Origin of the sequence: Paenibacillus nuruki, assembly GCF_963311185.1 — a bacterium.
GTDB lineage: Bacteria > Bacillota > Bacilli > Paenibacillales > Paenibacillaceae > Saccharibacillus > Saccharibacillus nuruki.
Genome location: NZ_OY725677.1, coordinates 2,009,618 through 2,032,306, shown reverse-complemented (window position 1 = coordinate 2,032,306; position 22,689 = coordinate 2,009,618). Strand labels below are relative to the sequence as shown.

The following is a 22,689-nucleotide window of genomic DNA, read 5'->3' as shown; positions in this document are numbered from 1 at the left end:
TAAACCGTTCATTAGATTGAATTGGAATGGTTCTTATAACCAAACCATATTGTACCAAAATGAATTGTAAATTCAACCCTTTTATAGTTATAAAATTATAGAGAAAACAAAATTTTTTAATTAATATAGATGTCTATGTATAAGTTGCATAAAATATTAATCTATCTATACCCTACAGATAATAGTTATAGTAAATTAAATATGCAATTAATTCGTTATAATGATATAAATATTGTAAAAAAATTGAAATTTATTTTTGAAAATCTATTAGAGTAGAGGAAAAAAATGAAAATTTGGAAAATAACTAGTAGTGAAAAAAATATTGTACTGACTATAGGTGAATGGATTGATTTTTTAGATAATATCCGAGGTCAATCTCTCATTAAAGAGTGGATACCATTTGAAGTTTTTATTGAAGGAAGCAAAAAAAAGTATAAAGATTTTCCATCGTTTCTTCCTAGTGCACCCGTAATAGGTATAGAAGCAAAGAAAAAAATCGAAATTTTTTTGGAAGGAGAAGTAGAATTTTTACCTCTTATTCATGAGAACCACTCATTTTTTCTTCTTAATATTATTAATGTGATTGACTGTGTGGACCAAGATAAATCAATTGCTGATTTTTCAAAAAAAGGTAAAAAAACAAATTACAAAAAAATATATTTTAATAAAGAACTTATAACTACAAATAATAAAATATTTAAAATTCCTGAATTTCCAAGTAAGTACTGTTTTGTATCTGATGAATTTAAAGAATTTATTGAAAAATCTGGTTTGTATGGTCCAGATTTTGATTTGGTATGGGACTCTGAAATAGACCAAGAAACTGAACTTCATCAACAGCAGAATTACAATGAATATATTAATAGTGTTAATAATAGTTTCGATCTCAGTATGTCTTGGGAACAAGCAATGAACTGTGTAAACCAAAACGAGGCTGTGGTCAGTGATCGATGGAAATTAAAATTAGATCAAGATCTTAATATTTTACTTGGACAATTAAATATGGATTTACAATATGATTTTGTCAGTCCAAAGTATATTCCACCGATTCTTTTAGATCTGAAATGGAAAAAGGCTTAGATGTTGAGTAAGGAACTTTAGCAGTCATATAGATCACCAAAAGTATTTTTGAAAAAAAGTATGTTATATGAAATGTAGTATTAGTAATTTTCTCTAAATAATTAAAAATAAAAAAGCCTTTCAGCGTAAAAGACTGAAAGGCTTTTTTGTATTATGATATCTACCTTCAACAACTTATATCGTTCTGATGACGCTTACTAATAACGCTTACATATACTGCTTATCAAGCTACATTATACTTTAGGCATAGCTACCATTCGTTCTTTATTTTGCTTCGGGGTAACGCTTCCTACAGGCTCACGTTTGTTTTTATCATTGGATAGTCCAAAGATCGAAATCACCGTAATCAGTAATACGATAGCGCTCAAGAAGTAATACGTATTTTGGAAACCAATACTGGTGTACATATTACCGGCAATACTTGAGAAGACCACAATAGCGGCTTGCTTGGCAAAGTTAAACGCTAACAAATAGATCGTAGCGGAAAGTCTAATATCGAACACGCTTGTAATGTATTTGAAAATGGATACTAACAACAATGGCATTTCAACAGCAGCAATCAAACGAAGTAATGATAAGCTGACAGTGTCTGTTGCGATAGCGGTTCCAAAAATACGCACAAACGTCAATAATCCGAAAAGTAACAGTCCGTTTTTGGCTCCAATTTTGTTAATAATAAATGGCATAAAGATCATCAAGATCGCTTCAATCGCTGTCTGTAAAGACACCAGTTCACTAAAGCGCTGTGTACCTAGATCAGGAGAAGCAAAGAATTGATTGTAATAGTTCGGGAATTGCTGATCAAATACATCGTACACACTGGCTGTACCGACAATCAGTAGAGACAAGAACCAGAAATTTTTAAGTTTGAAAATCGAAAATACACGTTCTTTGGTAATTTCACTAGAAGCTTCATTCGAATCCGCAGGTACACCGGCTGCACTTGCCGAAGGATCAACTTTAGCTGTATGCAATAGAATCCCCAATATAGCCGCAGAACAAGACGCGAACCAGAAAATACTGATAGGATTATACAGATACATCATTCCGCCGATTAAAGTCGCTGTAGCACCGGCAATTGAACCGAAAAGACGTACACGACCGTATTCGATTGAACTGGCACGACTAGCACGTTCAATATACGCTTCAACGACCCCAACACCACCCTGGAAAACAGCACTCAGGTAAATACCACCAATAATCGCGCCTACCCAGATATTATATTGAAGAAGTGGAATAAATAAAAAGGTAAAGAAGGGTCCCATAAATAAAGCAACAATAACAACAAACCAGAATAAGTTTTTACGGAATCCTAATTTGTCTGAAATCACACCGAAAAACGGTTGATAACATAAAGCGATTAACGAAATTGCTGAAAATACAAGTCCAGTATGGCTAGCATCAAGCCCTGCTTCTTCTTTTAACCAGATCGGTAAGAAAGCAAGTACAACTGCCCAGATTAAAAAGTAGAAAAAGAACAATCCGCCAAAATTCCAAAAATTCCATTTTGGTAATTTGATATTGTTTAACTTCATGATTCACTCATCTCCGTATCCATATCGTTGTCTCTATTTATGAACAAACAATTCTTGATTTAAGAACGAACAAATCCTGCATCAGGCACAGGCTTGCCAAAGTTCGGTGTACCATCTTCATTCCATGTAATCACTTGTGCGCGTGTATGACGGTTAGGATCGTATAATGGATCGCCTGTAATTTCAGTGTAATTACGTCCATGATAGACAAGTACATCATGTTGATCGTCTTCAGTACGGGTAAAGCTGTTATGCCCGGGGCCATATTGACCATTTTCAGCAGCACTTGTAAATACAGGTTGTGGCGATTTGTGCCATGAGTTTACATCTAACAGATCACTATTCTCATCAGCAGTCAGTAATCCCATGCAATAATTCTCATCGGTAGCGCTTGCAGAATACGTAATAAAGATTTTGCCATTACGTTTGAGCACAGCTGGACCTTCATTTACAAGGAAACCAATTACTTCCCAATCCAGTTCAGGTTTAGTCAACATCGTTTGTTTACCTTTAAGAGTCCACGGATTTTCCATTTCTGAAATGTAAAGATTGGAATTGCCCGGGATATCATAATCACGTTGTGCCCATACATAATAAAGGGTGCCATTATGTTGGAAAGTGGTGGCATCCAGTGCGAAAGATTCCCACTCTGTAATGATTTGTCCTTTTTCTACCCATTGACCTTCTAATGGATTTGCCGCATCTGTCTCGAGCACATACATACGATGATTAAATGTACCATTCACCGGTTCAGGAACATCAGCCGCAGCGAAGTAGATATACCATTTCTCATTAATGTAATGTAGCTCTGGAGCCCAGATCAGGTTGCTAAGCGGTCCGTGGTCTGGTTTGCGCCAGACGGTTACCGCAGGAGCATCAGCTAATCCTTGGATCGTCTGAGCACGTCTTACGTCTAGTCGATCATATTCAGGTACAGAAGCTGTGAAATAATAGTATCCATCTGTATGTTTGTAGATCCATGGATCAGCTCGTTGTTCCACAATCGGATTTTTGAATTCAGGTAAGTTGGTCATGATATCGTCTCCTTGAAGTGTGGTATAGCATTATCCTGCTTTATTTTCAGGTAACGCTTACAAGTTTGATTTAAAAAATATGTACGTACATTTATAGTTTATATAAACATTAATAATAAACTGATACATACACTAATTTTCTAAATAGTAGCACTTATTTAAACATATTTCAAGAATATAGATCAAAATAGATAATAGACCTGTCTATAATGTGTATTTTCTGTGGTGAAATGTACGTACATGTACAGGAATAGAGAAAGTAGTAAAGAATATGAACCATTTGGTCGATAAAGGATATATACGCAAATGTCAGATTATATTGTTCGAGGAGCTAATCATTATGAAAATCGAATTGATTGTATTTTATGTAGCAGGTCAAGCTTATGCTATTAACTTTAATGAAATTGATGAAATTCAAACTGCTAAAAAAGGAACACCGTTACCCTTTTCAGAAGATTGGCATGAAGGATTGATCACGATTCGTGGAGCATTGTACCCGTTGGTTAATCTGCGTAAAGTATTGGCTGTGTCTTATGAAGAACCGAAAGAAACAGACAAAATGATTTTGCTTCGCCGTACTCGTGTTGCTCTACTAGTGGATGAGCTAGACAATACAGCGACTGTAGAAGAATCAGAGTTGAAAGAAAACCCGGAAGTAAATAGCCGTGATATTTTGCCGAATGCTTTTGAAGTGAATGGTAAAATCATACCGATTGTGAATGTAGAGTCGTTGTTGTCGTACACACGTAACGCATACGTCTAAACATCTGCTTGAGTCATATCGCATCATGTCTTGCATATAAAAGTAAATAAAAAAAGCGCCGTCTGCTTATCGCAGGGCGCTTTTTTTATATTAAGATAGCAAAGATTCTGCTCCATCTACATACATTTCAGTACCACTAATTTGAATAAAATAAGTAGTCTAATTTATAAGGGCTTTTATGATTGAACTGAGAGCGTAATTATAGTTCAAATTACTAAACTTGTAAGCGTATACTTTAATTTCTATAGACATTTAGAGTATGATAGAAGTGAAAATGAACACGTTAACATAATAGACTGAAGGAGGATATTATCAATGACATTACAGTCTGATCCACAAATCTATACGAACCCTATTATTCATGAAGATTACTCTGATCCTGATGCTATTGCGGTAGGGGATGATTTCTACATGGTCGCTTCTAGTTTTGCGCATGTTCCGGGATTACCCTTACTTCATTCTACAGATCTTGTACATTGGAAGTTGATTCATTATATTTTGCCCAAGTTAGAATTTCTAGAAGGTTCGTCTGATTATGATCAGCCTAGACATGGAGAAGGGGTATGGGCACCTAGTCTTCGCTATCAGAATGGACGTTTTTGGGTGTTTTTCAGTACGCCGGATGAAGGTGTCTTTATGTGCTCGGCAGAACAACCAACAGGCCCATGGACTGCTCCGCATATGTTGAAAAAAGTCAAAGGATGGATCGATCCATGTCCATTTTGGGATGAAGATGGGCAAGCTTATCTTGTGCATGCTTTTGCTCATAGTCGTTCAGGGATTCGAAGTAAATTGCAAATGTTCCGTATGAGTGCAGATGGTCGTGAACTTCTGGGCGAAGGACAAATTGTGTATGATGGTGGATCGGTTCATCCTGTTATGGAAGGCCCCAAGTGTTACAAACGTGAAGGAAAGTATTACCTATTTGCTCCTGCGGGAGGAGTCAGTCATGGTTGGCAAGTTGTTTTGCGTGCGGACCATATTTTCGGACCCTATGAAGATCGAATTGTGTTGCAACAAGGAAATAGTGAAGTGAATGGACCACATCAAGGAAGTTGGGTAGAGACATCGACAGGAGAGTCGTGGTTTTTACATTTTCAAGATAAATATGCGTATGGACGAATTACTCATCTTCAACCGATGCAATGGGATAACGGTTGGCCTATTATCGGGCAGTATCAACAAGGGCAGACAGCAGGAGAACCTGTATCACAATGGCGTATGCCTGTGACTCATAATAAAAACAATCCAGCTAACGAACATTCTTCAGAAGATCAAGCTTCGAATATCACATCTATGCAACCGTATTCACTCTATAAGGAACAGATCCAATTATTAGATGGAGCGACTCAGACTTTTGGATCACAGTGGCAATGGCAAGCAAATCCACAACCAGACTGGTATGCTACCGATGATGAACATCAGGAGTTACGATTATATGCGTGTCCATTTGTATCTCGTGAAGTAGGCTTATCGGACAAGGCGGTATTGTACGATGCTCCACAATTGTTGTTACAGAAGTTACCTTCATCTCATTTTACAGCGACGACCCGATTGCAGATAGCTCCCAAATCGGTGACTGAGAAATTCGGACTCACTGTATTTGGACGAACATATACGTATTTAGCGATAGAGCAGAATGAAGATCAGCACTACCGTTTATCGTTAACACAAGGCTATAGTGATCAACATGCTAAGGGGCAAGCGCTTGATCATCCGATTGAAGAAGACATTTGGCAGACAGATCTGCATGATCTACAGGTTAATCCTTCACAACCACATATATCCAATCCTATCTATCTGCGCGTATCAGTATGGTTAGATACCAAGCAAGTCGATCATCCTGCACCTGCAAGCACCGCAAGAGAAGATCAGATTCCGGTATCTATTTTGCATGCAGGGTTATCTCAATTTAGTTATAGTCTGGATGGTAGCCATTTTATTGATATTCCACATATCGAACCTATTCACCCCGGGCATTGGGTAGGTGCCAAAGTAGGCATATTTGCTGTGGATTTGAAAAAAAGAATAGAGCCATTTGAATTAACAAGTGATGATCAGGATACCATAGGATATGCAGAGTACAGCACATTTTTCATCGAACAACAGCATTAATAGATAGCCATAGATAAAATAAGCACATTTCAATTGTAAAGCCCCACCATTGATCTCTGATGAGTACAAGAGACAGATGGTGGGGCTTATTTTGTATATCTTTATTAAATTCTTAATATATAGAATCAATCAACAGACGATTAGATCGTAGAAAGAGCTTGAAATACATGATTAAATCCACGCTCTGAACGTTCCCATAATGACGTAATTGAATCGGTAGGCGGTTCTGGTGTGAGAATTTCTTGTGCTACCACGCCCGTATAACCGATATCTTGCAAAGCTTGAACAAAAGAACGCAAATCAATGACCCCTTCAGCAGGATATAAGCGATCATTATCCAGCACTTGATCCATAGGAATATCTTTGGCATCGTTAATATGCACATGGACAATCTGATCTGCACGTAATTGACGAATATCATCCGCTGTAAATCCTGTTGTATAACAATGATAAGTATCGACCAGTAAGCCTACATTAGTCTGATCTATGGCATCAATCATTGTTAAGGTATCTTCTACACTATGAATAAATGGGTATTTCCAAGCAGTACGCAAGTGATGTGGCCCTACAAATTCTAACCCTAGTCGAATACCATATGCATCCAAAATAGAAGCGATCTGACGTAAACGCACAATACTCTGCGCCATATAAGCAGCAGGTAATTCATCGGTAGCAGGTAAAATATATGTACAACAGCTCTCACAACCAAGTAAAGAAGCTTGATATGCTGTTGTAGCTACACGGGTTAATTGTTCACGAAAAAGGGATTCGGTCTGACTCCATTCTACCGGCAAGCCGATTGAACCTAATACAACATGATGATCTTTCAAAAGTTGTTGAGTTCCTTCTAATCCATACTTAGCAACTAATGTATCCGTACTCATATCTACAGCGCCAAATCCATACGTAGCGGCAGAACGGACTAATTCTTCAGGTGAAATGTGACCAAGTCCAGCCTGACTGATTCCTTTAATCATTAATAATCATCTCCCAATCGTGAATGATGGTTATAGTATTCGTGCCAAAGAGGTGGAAGTCCTTTATATCTATGGAAGATAAAAGGTATTTATTAGAGTGTTATTTTGATTCGAAAGAGCATTGGTTTATAATAGGGTGTATTCATTAAAGAAGAATGATCTCTTTCATCGAAGTTGATGCATAAAGAAAGGATTTTGCCCATAATGACCTTATTACGTCATAAAATAAGTTTGCTTCATTTTACTTTTTTGAGTGCAGTGATGGTATTGAGTGCGTGTTCGAGCACTTCAAAAACGATTGCACCTGAAGTATATTCAGTCCCACTTCAAAAAAATTCAGATCATATATCATCTACGACCAAGCCTACTGTAGAACCGACTACACAAAGTACGCCAACAGATCCGGGAACAACGATTGATTATGTCTTTTCAGCAGAAGGACAAAAGCCGGATCAGCTCATTATTAATTTAATCAATAAAGCACAGTCTACACTGGATATAGCTATCTACAATCTGTCACGAGAATCAATTGTTCAAGCGTTGGAATATGCGCAAAAGCGTGGTGTGCAAGTGCATATTCTCACGGATAAAACTAAAGTAGAAAAGAAATCACAAATCAAAGCGCTTCAAACATTAATAGAAGCAGGAGCAACGATTAAGATCAATACATTTGATGGCAAAATGCATGAGAAAATGTTAATTGTAGATCGTCAAATTGCTACTGTTGGTTCATTTAATTATACCGATGAATCAAGCGAAGAAAATGATGAAGTGTTAGTCGCTATTCATGATGCTAATCTGGCGGAAAAATGGTCAGTTATTTTTGAACATATGTGGAATGATCACAGTCGTTATGAGACTTGGATTGCGAATAATTAAACAATATGTCATTCATTTTCCTTTTATTAGATATTTGACTTAAAAAATGGTTTTTATTACAATGAGAAATATACTTCCTGATGAGGGGAGTATATTTTTTATATGTTTTTGTAAGCGTATACAAAATAAAAGGAGGCAATGTAATGAATCTATGGTCAACAAGTAAAAAATGGCTACCTCTTGTCTGTGGGTCTGTATTGTTCACTTCTTTATGGATGCCTGCATCGATCTCAGCAGCTACAACAAATGATACTTCTTCAGCAATCCAGGTAGCGAATACCTCATCTTTTACACCCGGTGCGGTCTGGAATGATACGAATGGTGTACCTATTCAAGCACATGGTGGCGGGATATTATACAATCAGCAAGATGAGACCTATTACTGGTATGGGGAAGATAAGACCAATGGATACTTACCTGCACGTGGCGTTCATGTATATGCTTCCAAAGACCTTTATAATTGGGAAGATAAAGGATTAGCATTAACAGCCATTGAATCGGAAGATGATTTTACTAATGATCCAGTTATTTCTAAATTATATGCAGGACGTACAGATACTGCTAATATACTTAATGATATTGGAATGAATCGTATTATCGAACGTCCTAAAGTGATTTATAATGAAAAAACAGGCAAGTACGTTATGTGGATGCACACCGATGGGCCAAGTGCGACATCAACTGCTAATTATGCCAAAGCTCAAGCGGGCTATGCGCTGTCTGATTCACCAACAGGACCTTTTGTATATGGAGAAGGATTCCGTATGGATCGAGCACCTAAAGATGCAGAGTACAATGGACAACCGGATCAGCCGGGGATGGCAAGAGATATGACTTTATTCAAAGATGATGATGGAACCGCTTATCTGGTCTATTCCAGTGAAGAGAATCTAACGATCTATATTTCCAAGCTAAACGATGACTATACCGATATTACAGGTTGGCACAAAGAAGGCAAAGCAGAACGGGATCAGGAATATCAATCGGTCTATGGTGAAGATTATGTGCGTGTATTCCCGGGAGCACAGCGTGAAGCACCAGCGATGTTCAAGCACAACGGTAAGTACTATATGGTGACTTCTGGAGCGACTGGCTGGGACCCGAATGTTGCTAAATATACAGTAGCTGATCATATCTTTGGTCCGTGGGCGCCGTTGAAAAATTTTGCACCAGATAGCCAGACTACATTTGGTTCGCAAAGCACACATATTATTCCGGTAGAAGGAGCACCCGGTAAATTTATCTATATGGGAGATCGCTGGAAAAAAGATGACCTCAAAGATTCACGTTATATCTGGTTACCTATTAAAATAGCAGAAGATGGTGCAATTACATTATCTTGGCGTGATGAATGGACGCTAAACGATCTGTAATAATGTTACCAAATAGCATTTACATGTATTTCACATGATTCGTTATCGCCTTTAATCTTGAAAGAGTACGATTTATATATACTCTGAATCATAGAAAGAAGGCGATCGATCATGATTAGTCAGATGCTGAAGCCTTTGCTGAGACAAGCGAGAACAAATGAAGCTACGTCTTTGCAAGCAGTAGCGATACCTTCATTTCCAGATAGTCGTCCACCTGAAGACACGTTAACCCTTACTGATCTTCTTCGTAGTGCTCCTCAAGTCACAACCAAGCAGACATGTGAACAAACGCTTAAAGTCATGTCCAGTTATCCTGAAGCTGAAAGTATTGTAGTCTGTGATAAGCACAATCGTCCAGTAGGTATCGTGATGTGTGCTCGCTTTTTCTTTCGTGTGAATAGACGTGCAGGTATGGATGGATTTCAGATGCAACGAATTGTGAAGTTGATGACACAAAAGCCTCTTATTGTTGATGTTTATCATAATGTAACTGATGTACAACAGCTTGCAGAGCAGCGTGCTGAATATTTCCGCAATGATAGTGTGATTGTTACCGATCAAGATCATCTGGTAGGTATTGTGACAGCCAATGATCTACGTTATGGTTATCGCAGTTAATAGAAAATGTAGATGATGATAACAGTAATTGGAGCTGTCCTTAAGGACGGTTTTTTTGTATGAACATTGATCATATTTGTTAGCAACGCTTTACTCACATATATGGTAAAATACATATAACCTATCCCAATTTGAAGGAGCAGATACATATGAAAATCGAAGATATTTTTGGGAATTTGCCTGTACTGGAAACAGAAAGAATGATTTTACGTCCGATTACGATGGACGATGCAGAAGATATGTACGCTTATGGTTCTGATCCAGAAGTGACTCGTTATGTCACATGGCATGCACACCAGTCGATCGAAGAGACCCAACAGTTTATTTCCTTTTTACTTGGAAAATATGAAGAAGGCGCTGTCTCTCAATGGGGAATTGAACATAAAGAATCTGGACGCTTGATCGGTACAATGGGCTTTATTAATTGGAATACCAAACATTTTAAAGCTGAAGTGGGTTACGCTCTTTCTAGAGAATTTTGGAATCGTGGATATACTTCAGAAGCGATGAAAGCAATTATCGACTTTGGCTGGAATCAAATGAAATTGGTACGGATCGAAGCTCGTTGTATGCCTGATAATATTAATTCTGCACGAGTCATGGAGAAAGTCGGTATGCAATATGAAGGCTTAATGCGTAAAAACTTGTATGTTAAAGGACGTTTTCACGATGCCAAAATCTATGCCATCGTAGCAGATTAATCTGGGAATGGAATTCAAGGAGAATCATATATGAGTATTTCTGCTGTACAGTTAGCCTATTATCGTTCTGAATATCGAGAAGAGTTAGCTTCATTTGACCTACCTGAAGAGCAATTACAATTTACTGCATTGCCTCTTCAATCACTGGAGATAGCGTTGACTGATCCTCAGCGTTATCCGATTGTGATTCAAGCTCAGCAGCAAGTGGTTGGATTTTTTGTTTTGCATACAGGTGATGGTATTCTTTCTTATTGCGATTATACCGATGCTAAACCGAGTAAAGTCATGTTGATTCGAGCATTGTTAATTGATTCCAAGCATCAAGGTAAAGGCTATGCTAGAACAGCGATGGAATTATTACCAGCATGGGTGAGACAGCAGTTTCCGCAGATCCATGAGTTAATATTGGTAGTTAATGAACGTAATCAGGCAGCGCAACGTACATATACAGTAGCAGGGTTTGAAGATTTGGGTCATCGTCCTATAGGGCCAGCAGGTCTGCAAAGAATGATGCACTATTTTTTGTGAATAGAGGGGTTGGTTAGAGATGAGTACTATTCGATTTGCACCGATAGAAGAACAGTATTTGCCTGAAGTGTTGTCGATTTATAATCATTATGTAGAGCATACAACCGTATCTTTTCATACGGAATTGTTATCGTTGGCACAGATGCGCGCGCAGATTATGGATGTACCTGCTCATTACAAGTCTTATGTGATTATCGAAGAACAGGATGCTTCTGTAGTCTCTAATGCTGAACCTACACCTGTAATCGCTGGCTATATCTTAATCACTCCACACAAAAATAAACAAGCATATGATGTTACAGCAGAAGTAACGATCTATCTAAAGCCCGGTCAGACAGGCAAAGGATTAGGCGGAAAATCGCTCACTTTTCTAGAACAAGCAGGCGTTGCAAGTGGATTTCATGTGTTAATTGCAACGGTATGTACAGAAAATGCAAATAGTATCGCTTTATTTGAACGATATGGCTATGAGAAATGTGCTCATTTTCGTGAAGTCGGTTATAAATTTGGTCGTCGGTTAGATATTGCTAGTTATCAGAAAATTATTGGCTAGTGAATCGTTTTTTTATTCATGATTTTGTGAGATCAATTATCATTTTGACGTACTGTTTTATTCTTTGACATCACTAAATGATAATCATTATATTTTGGAAACGAATAATGAACAGGATTTAGACCCGAGTACCTGGTTTTTTCAGGTACTTTTATTATAGGTTGTAGTCCTCAACTGTAGACCTTAACTTGAAAGGGATTGGATCATGTTTTTGAAAAAGCAAAAGGTACATAAGCAAGGACATGTATATACGTATTATCGTATTGTAGAATCGTATCGAGATGAACAAGGCAAGAACAAGCATCGTACTGTTAAATATTTGGGTAAATTGTCTGACGAAGAAGTAAGTGCTATTACTGAGCAGTTAAAAGAAAATCATTATCCATTTTCCAATCCAAACGATGTATCTATTCCTGAACATAAACAACATACGCATATCTTATCTCGTAAAGTATGGATTCCTTTGTCATTGACGATCATCACTTATCTGCATCATCATCCTAAAGAATGGACAGTTGCAGAATACGATACTTTGATGATGATCAAAGAAGGACAAGCAGATGTCCAGCTTCAAGGCAGTCACTTTACGATCAAAGCGGATCAGATTTTATTTTGTCCGGCTGGAAGTGGTGTATTTCTATATAATAATTCTTCACAACCTGTCCAGCTATTGAAGCTTATGTTCCAAAATGTAGATAAGCATGCATCTTCTTCTTGGTCTAGCGATGGTCTAGCTACGATCATACCTGTACATTCCCCTTTAGAAATGCAGCGCTTAGGCAAAGAATTACTAGCAACCGTAGATCAACCGAAAGAACTGTCTGTAGAAAAAGAGCTGTATAGCCAACTTCTTTTTTATCAACTATTACATTTGATATGGAACCATCAGTCACCAGGGACAGAAGCAACTAATCTGAATATGATACAGCAGGCTACAGATGAGGTAAGGGTGTATTATCGAGAAGAGATACGGCGTACGGTTATCGCTGCTCGCTTAGGGATTACACCTGAACATTTTTCTCGTATTTTCCGTAAGCATAAAGGTATTTCGTTTACCGATTATGTCTACCGCTGGCGAATGAATGCCGCCAAAAAAGACCTGCAATATTCTAGTGCAAGTATTAGCGAAATTGCTAGACGTAACGGATATCCGAACGAGCATTATTTTAGCCGTCGGTTTAAGTCTTTATTTGGTCTATCGCCCAAGCAGTATCAATCGTCTGAGAAGCAGTATGCTACGTGGAATTATCCTTTTACATCAATGCTTCTTCAACTTGGTATGGTTCCCCAAGCAGGGTATTTGGAACCATGGAAATGGGAGAAGTATCATCAACATCTGGATCTAAGCACGATGATTGTATTGCATGATAGTCTAGAGCAATCTATACAGACGATGAATGATGTACAGCCGGATCTTGTATTTGCGTATGAAGATAATCTGGGTAGATTCATATTAGAAGAATATGTACCTGTACAAACTCTCTCTATTGAACATCACAACTGGCAACAACAATGGTTGTGGTTAGCGGAGCAGGTAGGCAGGCTAGAACAGGCACATCAATGGTTAAATGATTGGGATCGGCAAATACAGCAAGCGAGAGAACAATTATCCTCGTTTATCGGTATGGATGAAACAGTAGGTATCTACAAAATCGTCTCAGAAAAAATATATGTATACGGTGATCGGCGCAGTATGGGTGGGCCACTTATTTATCAACAGTTACATCATATTCCTCCTGCAATCGTACAAGAAGACATTATAGATCAGAATTTGATCAGTAAAGAAGTGACTTTAGCAGAATTAAGTCGATATGCAGCAGATCATATGATTGTGATTTATTATCCAGTTGAAGGCACATCAGAAGTCGCTTTGGAGCCTGTAATGGAATCTTTAGAGTGGCAACAATTAGCAGCTGTACAGAATCGACAATGTTATACTATGGATCGCAATATTTTTTATGGATTTGATCCTTGTTCACAAGAAGCACAATTAAAATTGTGGTTACAACAGTTCATATCATGATTGTCATGATAAATGATCATATTTGTGCATAGACGTTATACGATAGACTTGTTATGATTCCACCTGAGAATGATTATCAATTAAATCGCAGGGGGACATTATGAATTATTACAGATATACAAAAAAGACTATCATTACAGGTGTACTATTGTTATGTATAGCACTGGTATTGGGAGCTTGTAGTAGTCGTACAAGTACTACTTCAGCAACAGAGAGTCAACAGACGAACACAGAATTATCACAGTCTGCAACACGAACAATCGACACGGCTAAAGGAAAAGTGACTATCCCTACTAACCCCAAACGAATTGTATCTACCTATTACCATGGAACACTGATTGCACTTGGACTGACTCCTGTAGGGGCGAACAAAGAGTGGTGGATGGGCAGTCCATTTTTGAAAGAACAAGAACAATCGATTAGTGATATTGGCACACCCACTTCTTTGGAAAAAGTAGTTGAATTAAATCCTGATCTGATCGTTATTAACGATTTTGATGTCGAAAAATACGAAGAATATTCCAAAATTGCTCCAACGATCTATGTTCCTTATTCTTCCTACCATAATCCCAAAGAAGAAATACAATTATTCGGTACATTATTAAATCGCGAAAAAGAAGCAAAGGCATGGTTAGATCGCTATGATCAGACAGCTGAACAAGCACGTGAACAAATTAAACATATAGTAAAACCGGGACAAACTGCGGCACTTATTAATGTACGGAGTAAAAAAATAGCTGTACTCGGTGAAAATTATGGGCGTGGCGGATATGCTATCTATGATGCGCTACAATTAAAACCATTAGATATCGTGCAAAAAGAAGTGATTGATAGCGATGCACAGATCAAAGATATCTCCCTTGAAGTATTGCCAGAATATGCGAATGCTGATTATATTTTTATTTGCTTTAACAATGATGCGGAACAAGTCGATAAGAGTTCTATTCTGGATAACCCTTTATGGAAAAGCTTGCCGGCTGTGAAAAAAGGACAGGTCTATATGTTACCTTATGACACTTATGCTTACTATGATCCTGAATCAATTATTGGTCAGATCGGATTAATCAAAGATATGCTGATTGATAAAAACAAATCTCAATGATATAGACTTCTTTTAGAGGATATCCTGACTGCAATGATAGCGTATCATGCCTATCGTTGTTCAAGCAGGATATCCTTTTTTGTCGATATAATTCATTAGCGCAACAACTGAATTTCGTGAACATCGCACGGTCTGTTATGATAAAGGATAAGTGAATACAGAGTAGCTATAGCAACAAGGAGGAACAGAGATTGAAGGAACATATTTTAATCGTAGAAGATGAACACAAAATTTCTCGACTGTTGCAGATTGAACTGGAAGCAGAAGGGTATGATATTTCACAAGCCTATAATGGAGCACAAGCATGGGATCTGTATCAAGAAAGTACGTATGATCTTATTTTGTTAGATGTCATGTTACCCGAAATGAGTGGTATCGAAATTTTGAGACGGATTCGTGGTGTAGGTGGAAATATACCAGTTATTTTATTAACCGCCAAAAGTTCTGTTGAAGATAAAGTAGCCGGTCTGGACTTGGGAGCGAATGATTATATTACCAAGCCTTTTCAAATCGAAGAATTATTAGCCCGTGTACGTGCAGCTCTACGGCAACGTCCACAGACTGCTCCGGTTATCGAAGACAATGATGGAGTCTGGTTAACCGCAGCAGACTTACGTCTTAACGAAGGAACCCGAGAAGTGATCAGAGGTGAGCAACAGATTGAGCTCACACCACGTGAATTTGATCTGTTAGCTTATTTGCTCAAGAATAAACGGCAAGTACTGAATCGAGATCAGATTGTCACTGCGGTCTGGGGATATGATTATTACGGAGATACCAATGTCGTAGATGTCTATATCCGTTATGTACGCAAAAAAGTAGATCAAGATCCTGAACGTGAACTGATTCATACGGTACGCGGAGTAGGGTATGTTATTAAAGATAATAGTTAACAGAAAGGATACAGGATGAAGCTAAGAAGTAAAATACATTTGTATTCTTCGGTGTTATTTGCCTTGTTATTTATTTTAACCAATGTGCTGGTCTATATTGTGTTTAGCCGCTTGTCGATCAATGAACAATTGGTACGAGTGGAATCACAGACCAACAAAACAGCGGACAATATTCGGCAAATCGCAGGTTCGATGACCACAGCCGATCTATTACGTGCTTATGTTCCTGTAGATGGAATGATCCGTATTGTCACTGAAAAAGGAAATAATTCATTAGTCGTAACTTCTTCTTCGGAACAAGAATTAAGTAAGCGCACCGTAAGCTATAGTAAAGAATTACAATCTCAAAAAATTACGTATAATGCGAATGGGTATGTATTCGTATCTATTCCTGTGATCTGGACGGACGGTTCTGTTGTGAATGTGCAAGTGACAGAAAGCCTGCATCAGACAGAAAATTATTTGCAGGTACTTCGAATCGTATTGATTACAGTTACAGGGTTAGCCATGATTCCGGTTATTTTATCAGGTCATATTCTTGGACGAATTATTATGCGCCCTATTGGAGCCATGACTTCAACGATGAGTGAGATTAAGCGAAGCGGGCGATTCAAGCGTTTGGAATTAGATCCTAAGTCCAAAGACGAATTATTAGAAATGGGTCAGACGTTTAATGCAATGATCGATCTACTTGAGACCAATTATGATAAGCAAAAACAGTTCGTGTCTAATGCTTCTCATGAACTCAAAACACCGCTCACCATTATTGAAAGTTATGCCAGTCTGTTAAAGCGTAGAGGGATGGATCGTCCAGAACTATTCCATGAGTCGGTTGATGCGATTCATTCAGAAGCGGTACGCATGAAAGAAATGACTGAGCAACTGCTGTTATTAGCCAAGCACAAAGAACAGTGGAATTTATCGATAGAACCTTTGCATTTAGCTGAAGAAATTGATCAATTAGTCAAAGGGTTCCATAATGCGTATCAGCGTCAGATTGATGTTCGTATTTCCCCTGAATTACTAGCCAAACCGTCGCTACTATTGATTCAAAATGATGCTGGTAAATTGCGACAATTGTTGTTCATTTTATTAGATAATGCTCGTAAATATAGTCAGAATCCGATCGTGATTGAGATTGAAAATGATCAACCCCTGTCAGAGCATGCAGGTACAGTGAAAATACAGCGTAGATGTATTCGAATTATTGACCAAGGAATTGGTATTCCTCAAGCTGAATTATCCAAAGTATTTGACCGCTTTTACCGGGTTGATGAAGCACGTAGTCGTACCGATGTAGGAGGATCTGGACTAGGTCTGACTTTAGCTTTAGAAATAGCAGATGCGATTGGCGCTACGATACGTCTGGAAAGTGTAGAAAAAGAAGGCACAACAGCGATCGTCTCGTTACCTGCTATTTTTGTACCTACAACTACGATGTTCTCAGCAAATTCTAATGAAGAGCCTGTATAATAACGATGCAATTAGAAATTATATTGAGGAAGTGATCCATAAATGCGACGAAGAGAGATGCAAAGAACAGCATCACCTGCTACTTATACAGTAGCAACTGTTATCAAAGACAGACGATGGTGGATTGCCGGAGCAGTCGTAATTTTATTAATTTTGATGTTTTTAATGACATTATGGTGGAAATCTATAGCACAAGCGAGCCCTGTTTTAACATCAACACAAGCCAAAAATGTAGTACTCAAGCAATATCCGGGTAAAGTAACAGAGACTGCATTAAATAATGGAATCTATACAGTTCAGTTACAATCGGATCAAGGCATGTATCAAGTTCAAGTCAACGGTAACAGTGGAGCGATTCAATCGATTCAACAGATCGGACAATCGACAGTAGCGACCACTACACCTAATAGTACGAATACAACAGATTCGTCTAGCTCAGATTCATCCAGTTCAACAGCAACCGAGCCAACGACTTCTACTACTACACCGGCAACAACAGATAGCAGCAATAGTACAAATACATCATCTGCTGAAGATTCGACAGATACAAGCGATACTACATCGACACCAACTGAATCTTCACCAACGACTTCAACTACTGAAAATAAAGATAGTAGTAATGACAACAGTGGAATAGCTAATAACCAACCACCGTCTAATGATCAGCCAGCTATGGGTACACCTGATCCGAACCAGCCGCCAGTCGGTGCGCCTGCGTCACCTGAAGATCAGCGAGATCGCAAAGATGATCGTAAAGACAAAGAAAAACCTAAAGATAAGAACAATTCATCCAAACCTCCTGTATTGATTTTAAAAGAAAAAGATGCAGAGCGAATTGCACTGACTCAAGTACCCGGTAAAGTGGATGATACCGACTATGAAGATGATGAAGACAAAGGACAATCGTATTACTTGGTCGATATTGATACGCCAGATGAAAGAGAAGCTACTGTACAGGTGAATGCGATTTCTGGAGCAGTCATGTCTGTCACATGGGATGATGTTGACGATTCCGACAACGAGAACTAAGAAGAAATTCATAATAATTAACGTTCTCATCAAATTCTAATCTTGTTGTAATCGACATCTCATTTGTAAGCTTTATATTAATAGCAGAGGCAAGAACAAGTGAAAAACATATTACAAAATTATTAGGAGGAACATAACATGATGAACAAAAAATTAGGTATCGGTGTATTATCAGCAGCAATCGCTTTGGGAACAATGGGAACTGTGACAGCAGCGACTACGAATAATTCAAGTAATTCAAATAGTGCAACAGCAACAACAAGCAAATTAATTGGTGAAACCAAAGCGAAGCAAATCGCATTAACAAAAGTACCTGGAGGTACGATTGATGGTGTAGATTTGGAACGTTACAATAATGGCAAAATGTACTATGAAGTTGATGTAGATAAAGCCAATTCTACTAAAGATGTAGATGTTCATATTGATGCAGTTACAGGTACTGTGTTGAAAGTGGTCAACGATGATAATGACGATGATGACAACGACAACCAGAAGGCTACAAACAATGCGAACAACAAAGTAAAAACAGTCGCACAAGCTAAAGCCATTGCTTTGAAAGCTGTAAAAGGTACAGTGACTAAAGTAGATCGTGATAGTGATGATGGTCGAGTGACTTATGAAGTTGACTTGAAAATCGCTGGTGGCGAAGCAACTGTAGAGATTGATGCAGCTACAGGTAAAGTATTATCAGTCGATAAAGATTATGACAATGATGATGACAACGACGACTACGATAACGATTAATAGGTAACAAAGCTTATAACTAGCAAGCTTATAATTAAATAACGATAAGATCTAAATAAGCTCTTATTCTGAAAGTAATCGATATGATTATTTTACAGGGTAAGAGCTTTTTGCTAGACTAAATACATAATTTACTTAACTATTTAAAAAAGTAAGCTATACTTATTAAGGGTTTTATTCAAGAAAATAGATGACCGCCTAAAATTTATAACTTATAATACGTTAAACAATTACTTAATAGGTTAATAAATAGATAACTATTATTATCAATCTATAAAAAAGATAGTGCATATGGGAAGGAAGAAAGATGACTCATGCATAAAATTCGAAGAGAAAAAATAATAGAAGGTACCACTATTCCTGGATTTATCCGTAATGGACAATACTTTTATATCAATGTAGATATTTATGAAGATGGAATGGTGAATTGTTGGGAACTGGCTGATCTCAAAGGCGTGCGCGAAAAGATTGATTTGGAATGGTTAACACCACAAGTACCTGACGGAGAATCTATTTCCGTTTTTGGCTTAGGGGATTATCGCACGATTGGCGGTTCATGGAAGCACGATGCACAGAGCTATTATGACTACATAACGGAGTTAGTACAGCAATTGAATCCGGGTATGCATAATATCTACGAAGTTTCTTTTGCCGAAAAAATGAAAAAAGAGAAATATAAAATTGTAGAATCACCTTACGCCCAAGATTTCTTTGTAGAGTCTGAAGTAGGATATAAAGTCGTTACAGGAGAAGGATTTTTTATCTTTATGAAGTATGAAGGTATTGATTATCTGGTATACCTCACGGTATATAAAGACGGTACGATTGAATGTCAAAATGCTGTTTTTCAAAAAATATTAAAGTTAGAAGAGTTAGAAGAATTATTTAGCAACGGCACCTTTTTTACAGAACTCAAAGAACCGACTAAGATTACACTCGATCATCTCGGTGATGTAGTAATGGTCAATGGAAGTTACATTATAGATATTGAGGATAAATACAAGCAAGTACTCGACATTTATCAAAAGTTAAACAAGCATCCAAGCTTATATGATATTTGTAGAAATCGGTATTATGACTATTTAGAAAATCCAACAGTAGAGAATAAAGAATATCTACGTAAAGCTTATGAAGTGATTCCAGAGAATGAGCGTCCTCGTGTAGCCAAAACGCAAGCTCAACATGAAGATTATATTCGTATTCTGTATACGGATCAAAAAAGAGAAGTTTAAATACAATAAACCCCTTGTCCTGTAAATGGATAAGGGGTTTATATATGGAACGAACAATCGCTGTGATGAGATCGCTCAATCTTGGGATTGAATGTATTCATGAGTCCATCCTTTATTATAACGTGTGATGTTCAAGCAGATCATGCCGATTGCGAAGCTCTAAGTGAAAACGGATGCTTTGCAGTAGAACTGGATTATTCTCAATCTCTGCTTCTTCAATACGTTCTTCTTTCACTGGATCAGGACTGCACAGAAATTGGGTCATCCATAGAGATAAGTTATTATCGTTATTCATAAGTAAACCCTCCTCGGATGAAATAGTAGTTGACTCAAAAGATTAGTAGATCAATACAGAAACTATAGTGATTCATAGCTTGTATGCTGTTTCTGTATAGTTATTATATCGTGCATACTTTAACGAAATGTGATGGCTAGCTTAAAATAACATTAAATTATGCTACAAATAAGACAAAATAAAGGGAATGATTGAATATACATCTATTTATTTCCTATTATTGTTAACTATTTATGTATCCATCTCATGTTGGTGTTATATCGTATACGTTATAGATTGGATATCGAATGTATGTATTTCATAGCAAATAAAGCGACTGTGCCAGAATAATGTCTGGTTCAGTCGCTTTATTGAATTCTTATGTGAATGATTATGACTCCGTATGAGGAGGGGAGAACATGGAGGACTCCCGCACAATTAGACGATGAGGAACAATATGACGCTGCGAAAGTAACGCATGATCATCTCCACGAATCGCTTGAATCAATGCTTGCGAAGCTGTATATCCAAGATGATAAATACCAATATCTATACTGCTTAGTGGTGGAGTCGATAATTCAGCAAGCGCAATATTGTTAAAACTCACTATTGAGATATCATCAGGTACTTTATAACCCAATTCATGGAGCCCACGCAAAATTCCAAAACTGACAATATCATCGACAACCACAAGCGCTGTTGGACGTTCAGGCAAATTCATAAAAAAGGACATCGCCCGATAACCACTTTCTTGCAAAAATTCTCCTTCCACAATCCAATCATCCCGTAAAGGAAGACCTGCTTCTTGCAACGCTTGTCGGTAACCGCTCATTCGATCAAGAGATACGACAAGCTCAGAAGGACCACTTACAAAGCCAATCCGTCGATGCCCTAATTGGATCAGATGACGGGTAGCATCTGCCGCCGCTTCTATATTGTTGGTATCGACAGAAAGAACATTCGCATGTTGCTCACTGCGTCCGATCAGTACCGTTGGGAATTCTTTATCACTTAGGAAATCAACAACCGGATCATTTTGACGAGAATAAAGTAAGATCGCTCCATCAATACGTCCACCAAAAACTAAGCGAGAGACGGCGTCTACTTCTTCCTTTTCACTAGCGCCTGAAGTGAGGACAACATCATATCCACTTCGATTCGCTTGGGTCACAATACCACGTATTAATTCCATAAAAAAAGTATTCAAAAACAACTCTTCCGCAGGCTTAGGTAAAATCACACCTAAACTTTTGGTTGTTTTGGATACTAGACTTTTCGCCATCATATTTGGATGGTAGCCCATCTCCTCCATAATCTCTCTCACTTTTTCTGAGGTAGCATGGCTGATTCGCGGATGATTAGACAATACACGCGAAACGGTAGAAGGAGATACGCCTGCTCTTTTGGCGACATCTTTGATCGTAACCGACATGTGTACCTCCCTGGTCATGGTTTTTGGGATATTGAGAACCATCACTATCTGTATTATCTATGTTAAAACATATGCTATACGGATGTAAACTGCAAAATATACACACTTCCAAAGAAAATAGGCGATATTTTATGATTTTCAGAGAAATAGATAGGATATAAGCAATTATATCTGCAAAAAGCCAGAATATGGCGTTAAATTGTTTGTGCAAACGTTTTTACAATTTCCATATTTCAGTTATGATGGATTTGCTGGATAAAGCGCTTACTTATAACATCATTTACCTTTAGTGGTGATTATTAGACTTTTATGGCTGAAGAAAAGGGTATCA

21 protein-coding genes are annotated in these 22,689 nt (G+C 37.8%); 16 read left to right on the top strand and 5 right to left on the bottom strand.

Annotated features, from left to right (window positions below):
* The first annotated feature begins 285 nt into the window (after positions 1–285).
* Positions 286–1,080 (top strand): imm11 family protein, encoded by a 795-nt coding sequence (locus RCP16_RS08830; protein WP_308642205.1) that lies wholly within the window; start codon positions 286–288, stop codon positions 1,078–1,080.
* Between the two features lie 233 nt (positions 1,081–1,313).
* Here RCP16_RS08830 and RCP16_RS08825 read toward each other — a convergent pair whose 3' ends face one another.
* Together RCP16_RS08825 and RCP16_RS08820 are read right to left on the bottom strand one after the other, a co-directional pair.
* On the bottom strand, positions 1,314–2,615 hold the full coding sequence (locus tag RCP16_RS08825; protein WP_241669425.1) for an MFS transporter: 1,302 nt from the start codon (positions 2,613–2,615) through the stop codon (positions 1,314–1,316).
* A gap of 59 nt (positions 2,616–2,674) precedes the next feature.
* Entirely contained in the window at positions 2,675–3,649 is a 975-nt protein-coding gene (locus RCP16_RS08820; protein WP_308642204.1) for a glycoside hydrolase family 43 protein, read from the bottom strand.
* A 340-nt stretch (positions 3,650–3,989) separates the two neighbouring features.
* On the opposite strand from RCP16_RS08820, the gene RCP16_RS08815 reads away from it, so the two are divergent.
* Positions 3,990–4,412 carry a chemotaxis protein CheW gene (locus tag RCP16_RS08815; protein ID WP_069328409.1) on the top strand — a complete coding sequence of 141 codons (423 nt, stop codon included), beginning with the start codon at positions 3,990–3,992 and terminating at the stop codon, positions 4,410–4,412.
* Between the two features lie 315 nt (positions 4,413–4,727).
* A complete protein-coding gene (locus RCP16_RS08810; protein ID WP_308642203.1) occupies positions 4,728–6,527 on the top strand; it encodes a glycoside hydrolase family 43 protein in 1,800 nt (599 codons plus the stop codon).
* 140 nt (positions 6,528–6,667) lie between these two features.
* Here RCP16_RS08810 and RCP16_RS08805 read toward each other — a convergent pair whose 3' ends face one another.
* Positions 6,668–7,504, bottom strand: a complete 837-nt coding sequence (locus RCP16_RS08805) for a sugar phosphate isomerase/epimerase family protein (protein ID WP_308642202.1) — start codon at positions 7,502–7,504, stop codon at positions 6,668–6,670.
* A gap of 258 nt (positions 7,505–7,762) precedes the next feature.
* Here RCP16_RS08805 and RCP16_RS08800 point away from each other — a divergent pair, with 258 nt between their 5' ends.
* The 13 genes from RCP16_RS08800 (at position 7,763) to RCP16_RS08740 (ending at position 20,652) form a co-directional block, all read left to right on the top strand.
* Positions 7,763–8,383, top strand: coding sequence for a phospholipase D-like domain-containing protein (locus tag RCP16_RS08800; RefSeq protein ID WP_308642469.1), 621 nt, complete (start codon positions 7,763–7,765; stop codon positions 8,381–8,383).
* Between the two features lie 143 nt (positions 8,384–8,526).
* A complete protein-coding gene (locus RCP16_RS08795; RefSeq protein ID WP_308642201.1) occupies positions 8,527–9,756 on the top strand; it encodes a glycoside hydrolase family 43 protein in 1,230 nt (409 codons plus the stop codon).
* 111 nt (positions 9,757–9,867) lie between these two features.
* Entirely contained in the window at positions 9,868–10,374 is a 507-nt protein-coding gene (locus tag RCP16_RS08790; protein WP_308642200.1) for a CBS domain-containing protein, read from the top strand.
* A gap of 149 nt (positions 10,375–10,523) precedes the next feature.
* Complete coding sequence (locus RCP16_RS08785; protein ID WP_069328405.1) at positions 10,524–11,075, top strand: GNAT family N-acetyltransferase; 552 nt, start codon at positions 10,524–10,526, stop codon at positions 11,073–11,075.
* Between the two features lie 30 nt (positions 11,076–11,105).
* The gene (locus RCP16_RS08780; RefSeq protein ID WP_308642199.1) at positions 11,106–11,603 is read left to right on the top strand and encodes a GNAT family N-acetyltransferase; all 498 of its coding nucleotides are present in this window, start codon (positions 11,106–11,108) and stop codon (positions 11,601–11,603) included.
* Positions 11,604–11,622: 19 nt separating this feature from the next.
* The gene (locus tag RCP16_RS08775) at positions 11,623–12,156 is read left to right on the top strand and encodes a GNAT family N-acetyltransferase (protein ID WP_308642198.1); all 534 of its coding nucleotides are present in this window, start codon (positions 11,623–11,625) and stop codon (positions 12,154–12,156) included.
* A gap of 211 nt (positions 12,157–12,367) precedes the next feature.
* Positions 12,368–14,179, top strand: coding sequence for an AraC family transcriptional regulator (locus RCP16_RS08770; protein ID WP_308642197.1), 1,812 nt, complete (start codon positions 12,368–12,370; stop codon positions 14,177–14,179).
* A 100-nt stretch (positions 14,180–14,279) separates the two neighbouring features.
* A complete protein-coding gene (locus RCP16_RS08765) occupies positions 14,280–15,281 on the top strand; it encodes an ABC transporter substrate-binding protein (protein ID WP_308642196.1) in 1,002 nt (333 codons plus the stop codon).
* A 191-nt stretch (positions 15,282–15,472) separates the two neighbouring features.
* Positions 15,473–16,174 (top strand): response regulator transcription factor, encoded by a 702-nt coding sequence (locus RCP16_RS08760; protein WP_137225038.1) that lies wholly within the window; start codon positions 15,473–15,475, stop codon positions 16,172–16,174.
* Between the two features lie 15 nt (positions 16,175–16,189).
* Complete coding sequence (locus RCP16_RS08755) at positions 16,190–17,647, top strand: sensor histidine kinase (protein ID WP_308642195.1); 1,458 nt, start codon at positions 16,190–16,192, stop codon at positions 17,645–17,647.
* Between the two features lie 57 nt (positions 17,648–17,704).
* Positions 17,705–18,676, top strand: coding sequence for a PepSY domain-containing protein (locus RCP16_RS08750; RefSeq protein WP_308642194.1), 972 nt, complete (start codon positions 17,705–17,707; stop codon positions 18,674–18,676).
* A gap of 138 nt (positions 18,677–18,814) precedes the next feature.
* Entirely contained in the window at positions 18,815–19,420 is a 606-nt protein-coding gene (locus RCP16_RS08745) for a PepSY domain-containing protein (RefSeq protein WP_308642193.1), read from the top strand.
* Between the two features lie 314 nt (positions 19,421–19,734).
* Complete coding sequence (locus tag RCP16_RS08740; RefSeq protein WP_069328171.1) at positions 19,735–20,652, top strand: DUF7638 domain-containing protein; 918 nt, start codon at positions 19,735–19,737, stop codon at positions 20,650–20,652.
* 115 nt (positions 20,653–20,767) lie between these two features.
* Here the strand turns inward: RCP16_RS08740 and RCP16_RS08735 are convergent, their stop codons facing one another.
* Together RCP16_RS08735 and RCP16_RS08730 are read right to left on the bottom strand one after the other, a co-directional pair.
* A complete protein-coding gene (locus tag RCP16_RS08735; protein WP_069328172.1) occupies positions 20,768–20,947 on the bottom strand; it encodes a hypothetical protein in 180 nt (59 codons plus the stop codon).
* A gap of 370 nt (positions 20,948–21,317) precedes the next feature.
* The gene (locus tag RCP16_RS08730; RefSeq protein WP_137225032.1) at positions 21,318–22,358 is read right to left on the bottom strand and encodes a LacI family DNA-binding transcriptional regulator; all 1,041 of its coding nucleotides are present in this window, start codon (positions 22,356–22,358) and stop codon (positions 21,318–21,320) included.
* Positions 22,359–22,689 lie beyond the last annotated feature (331 nt).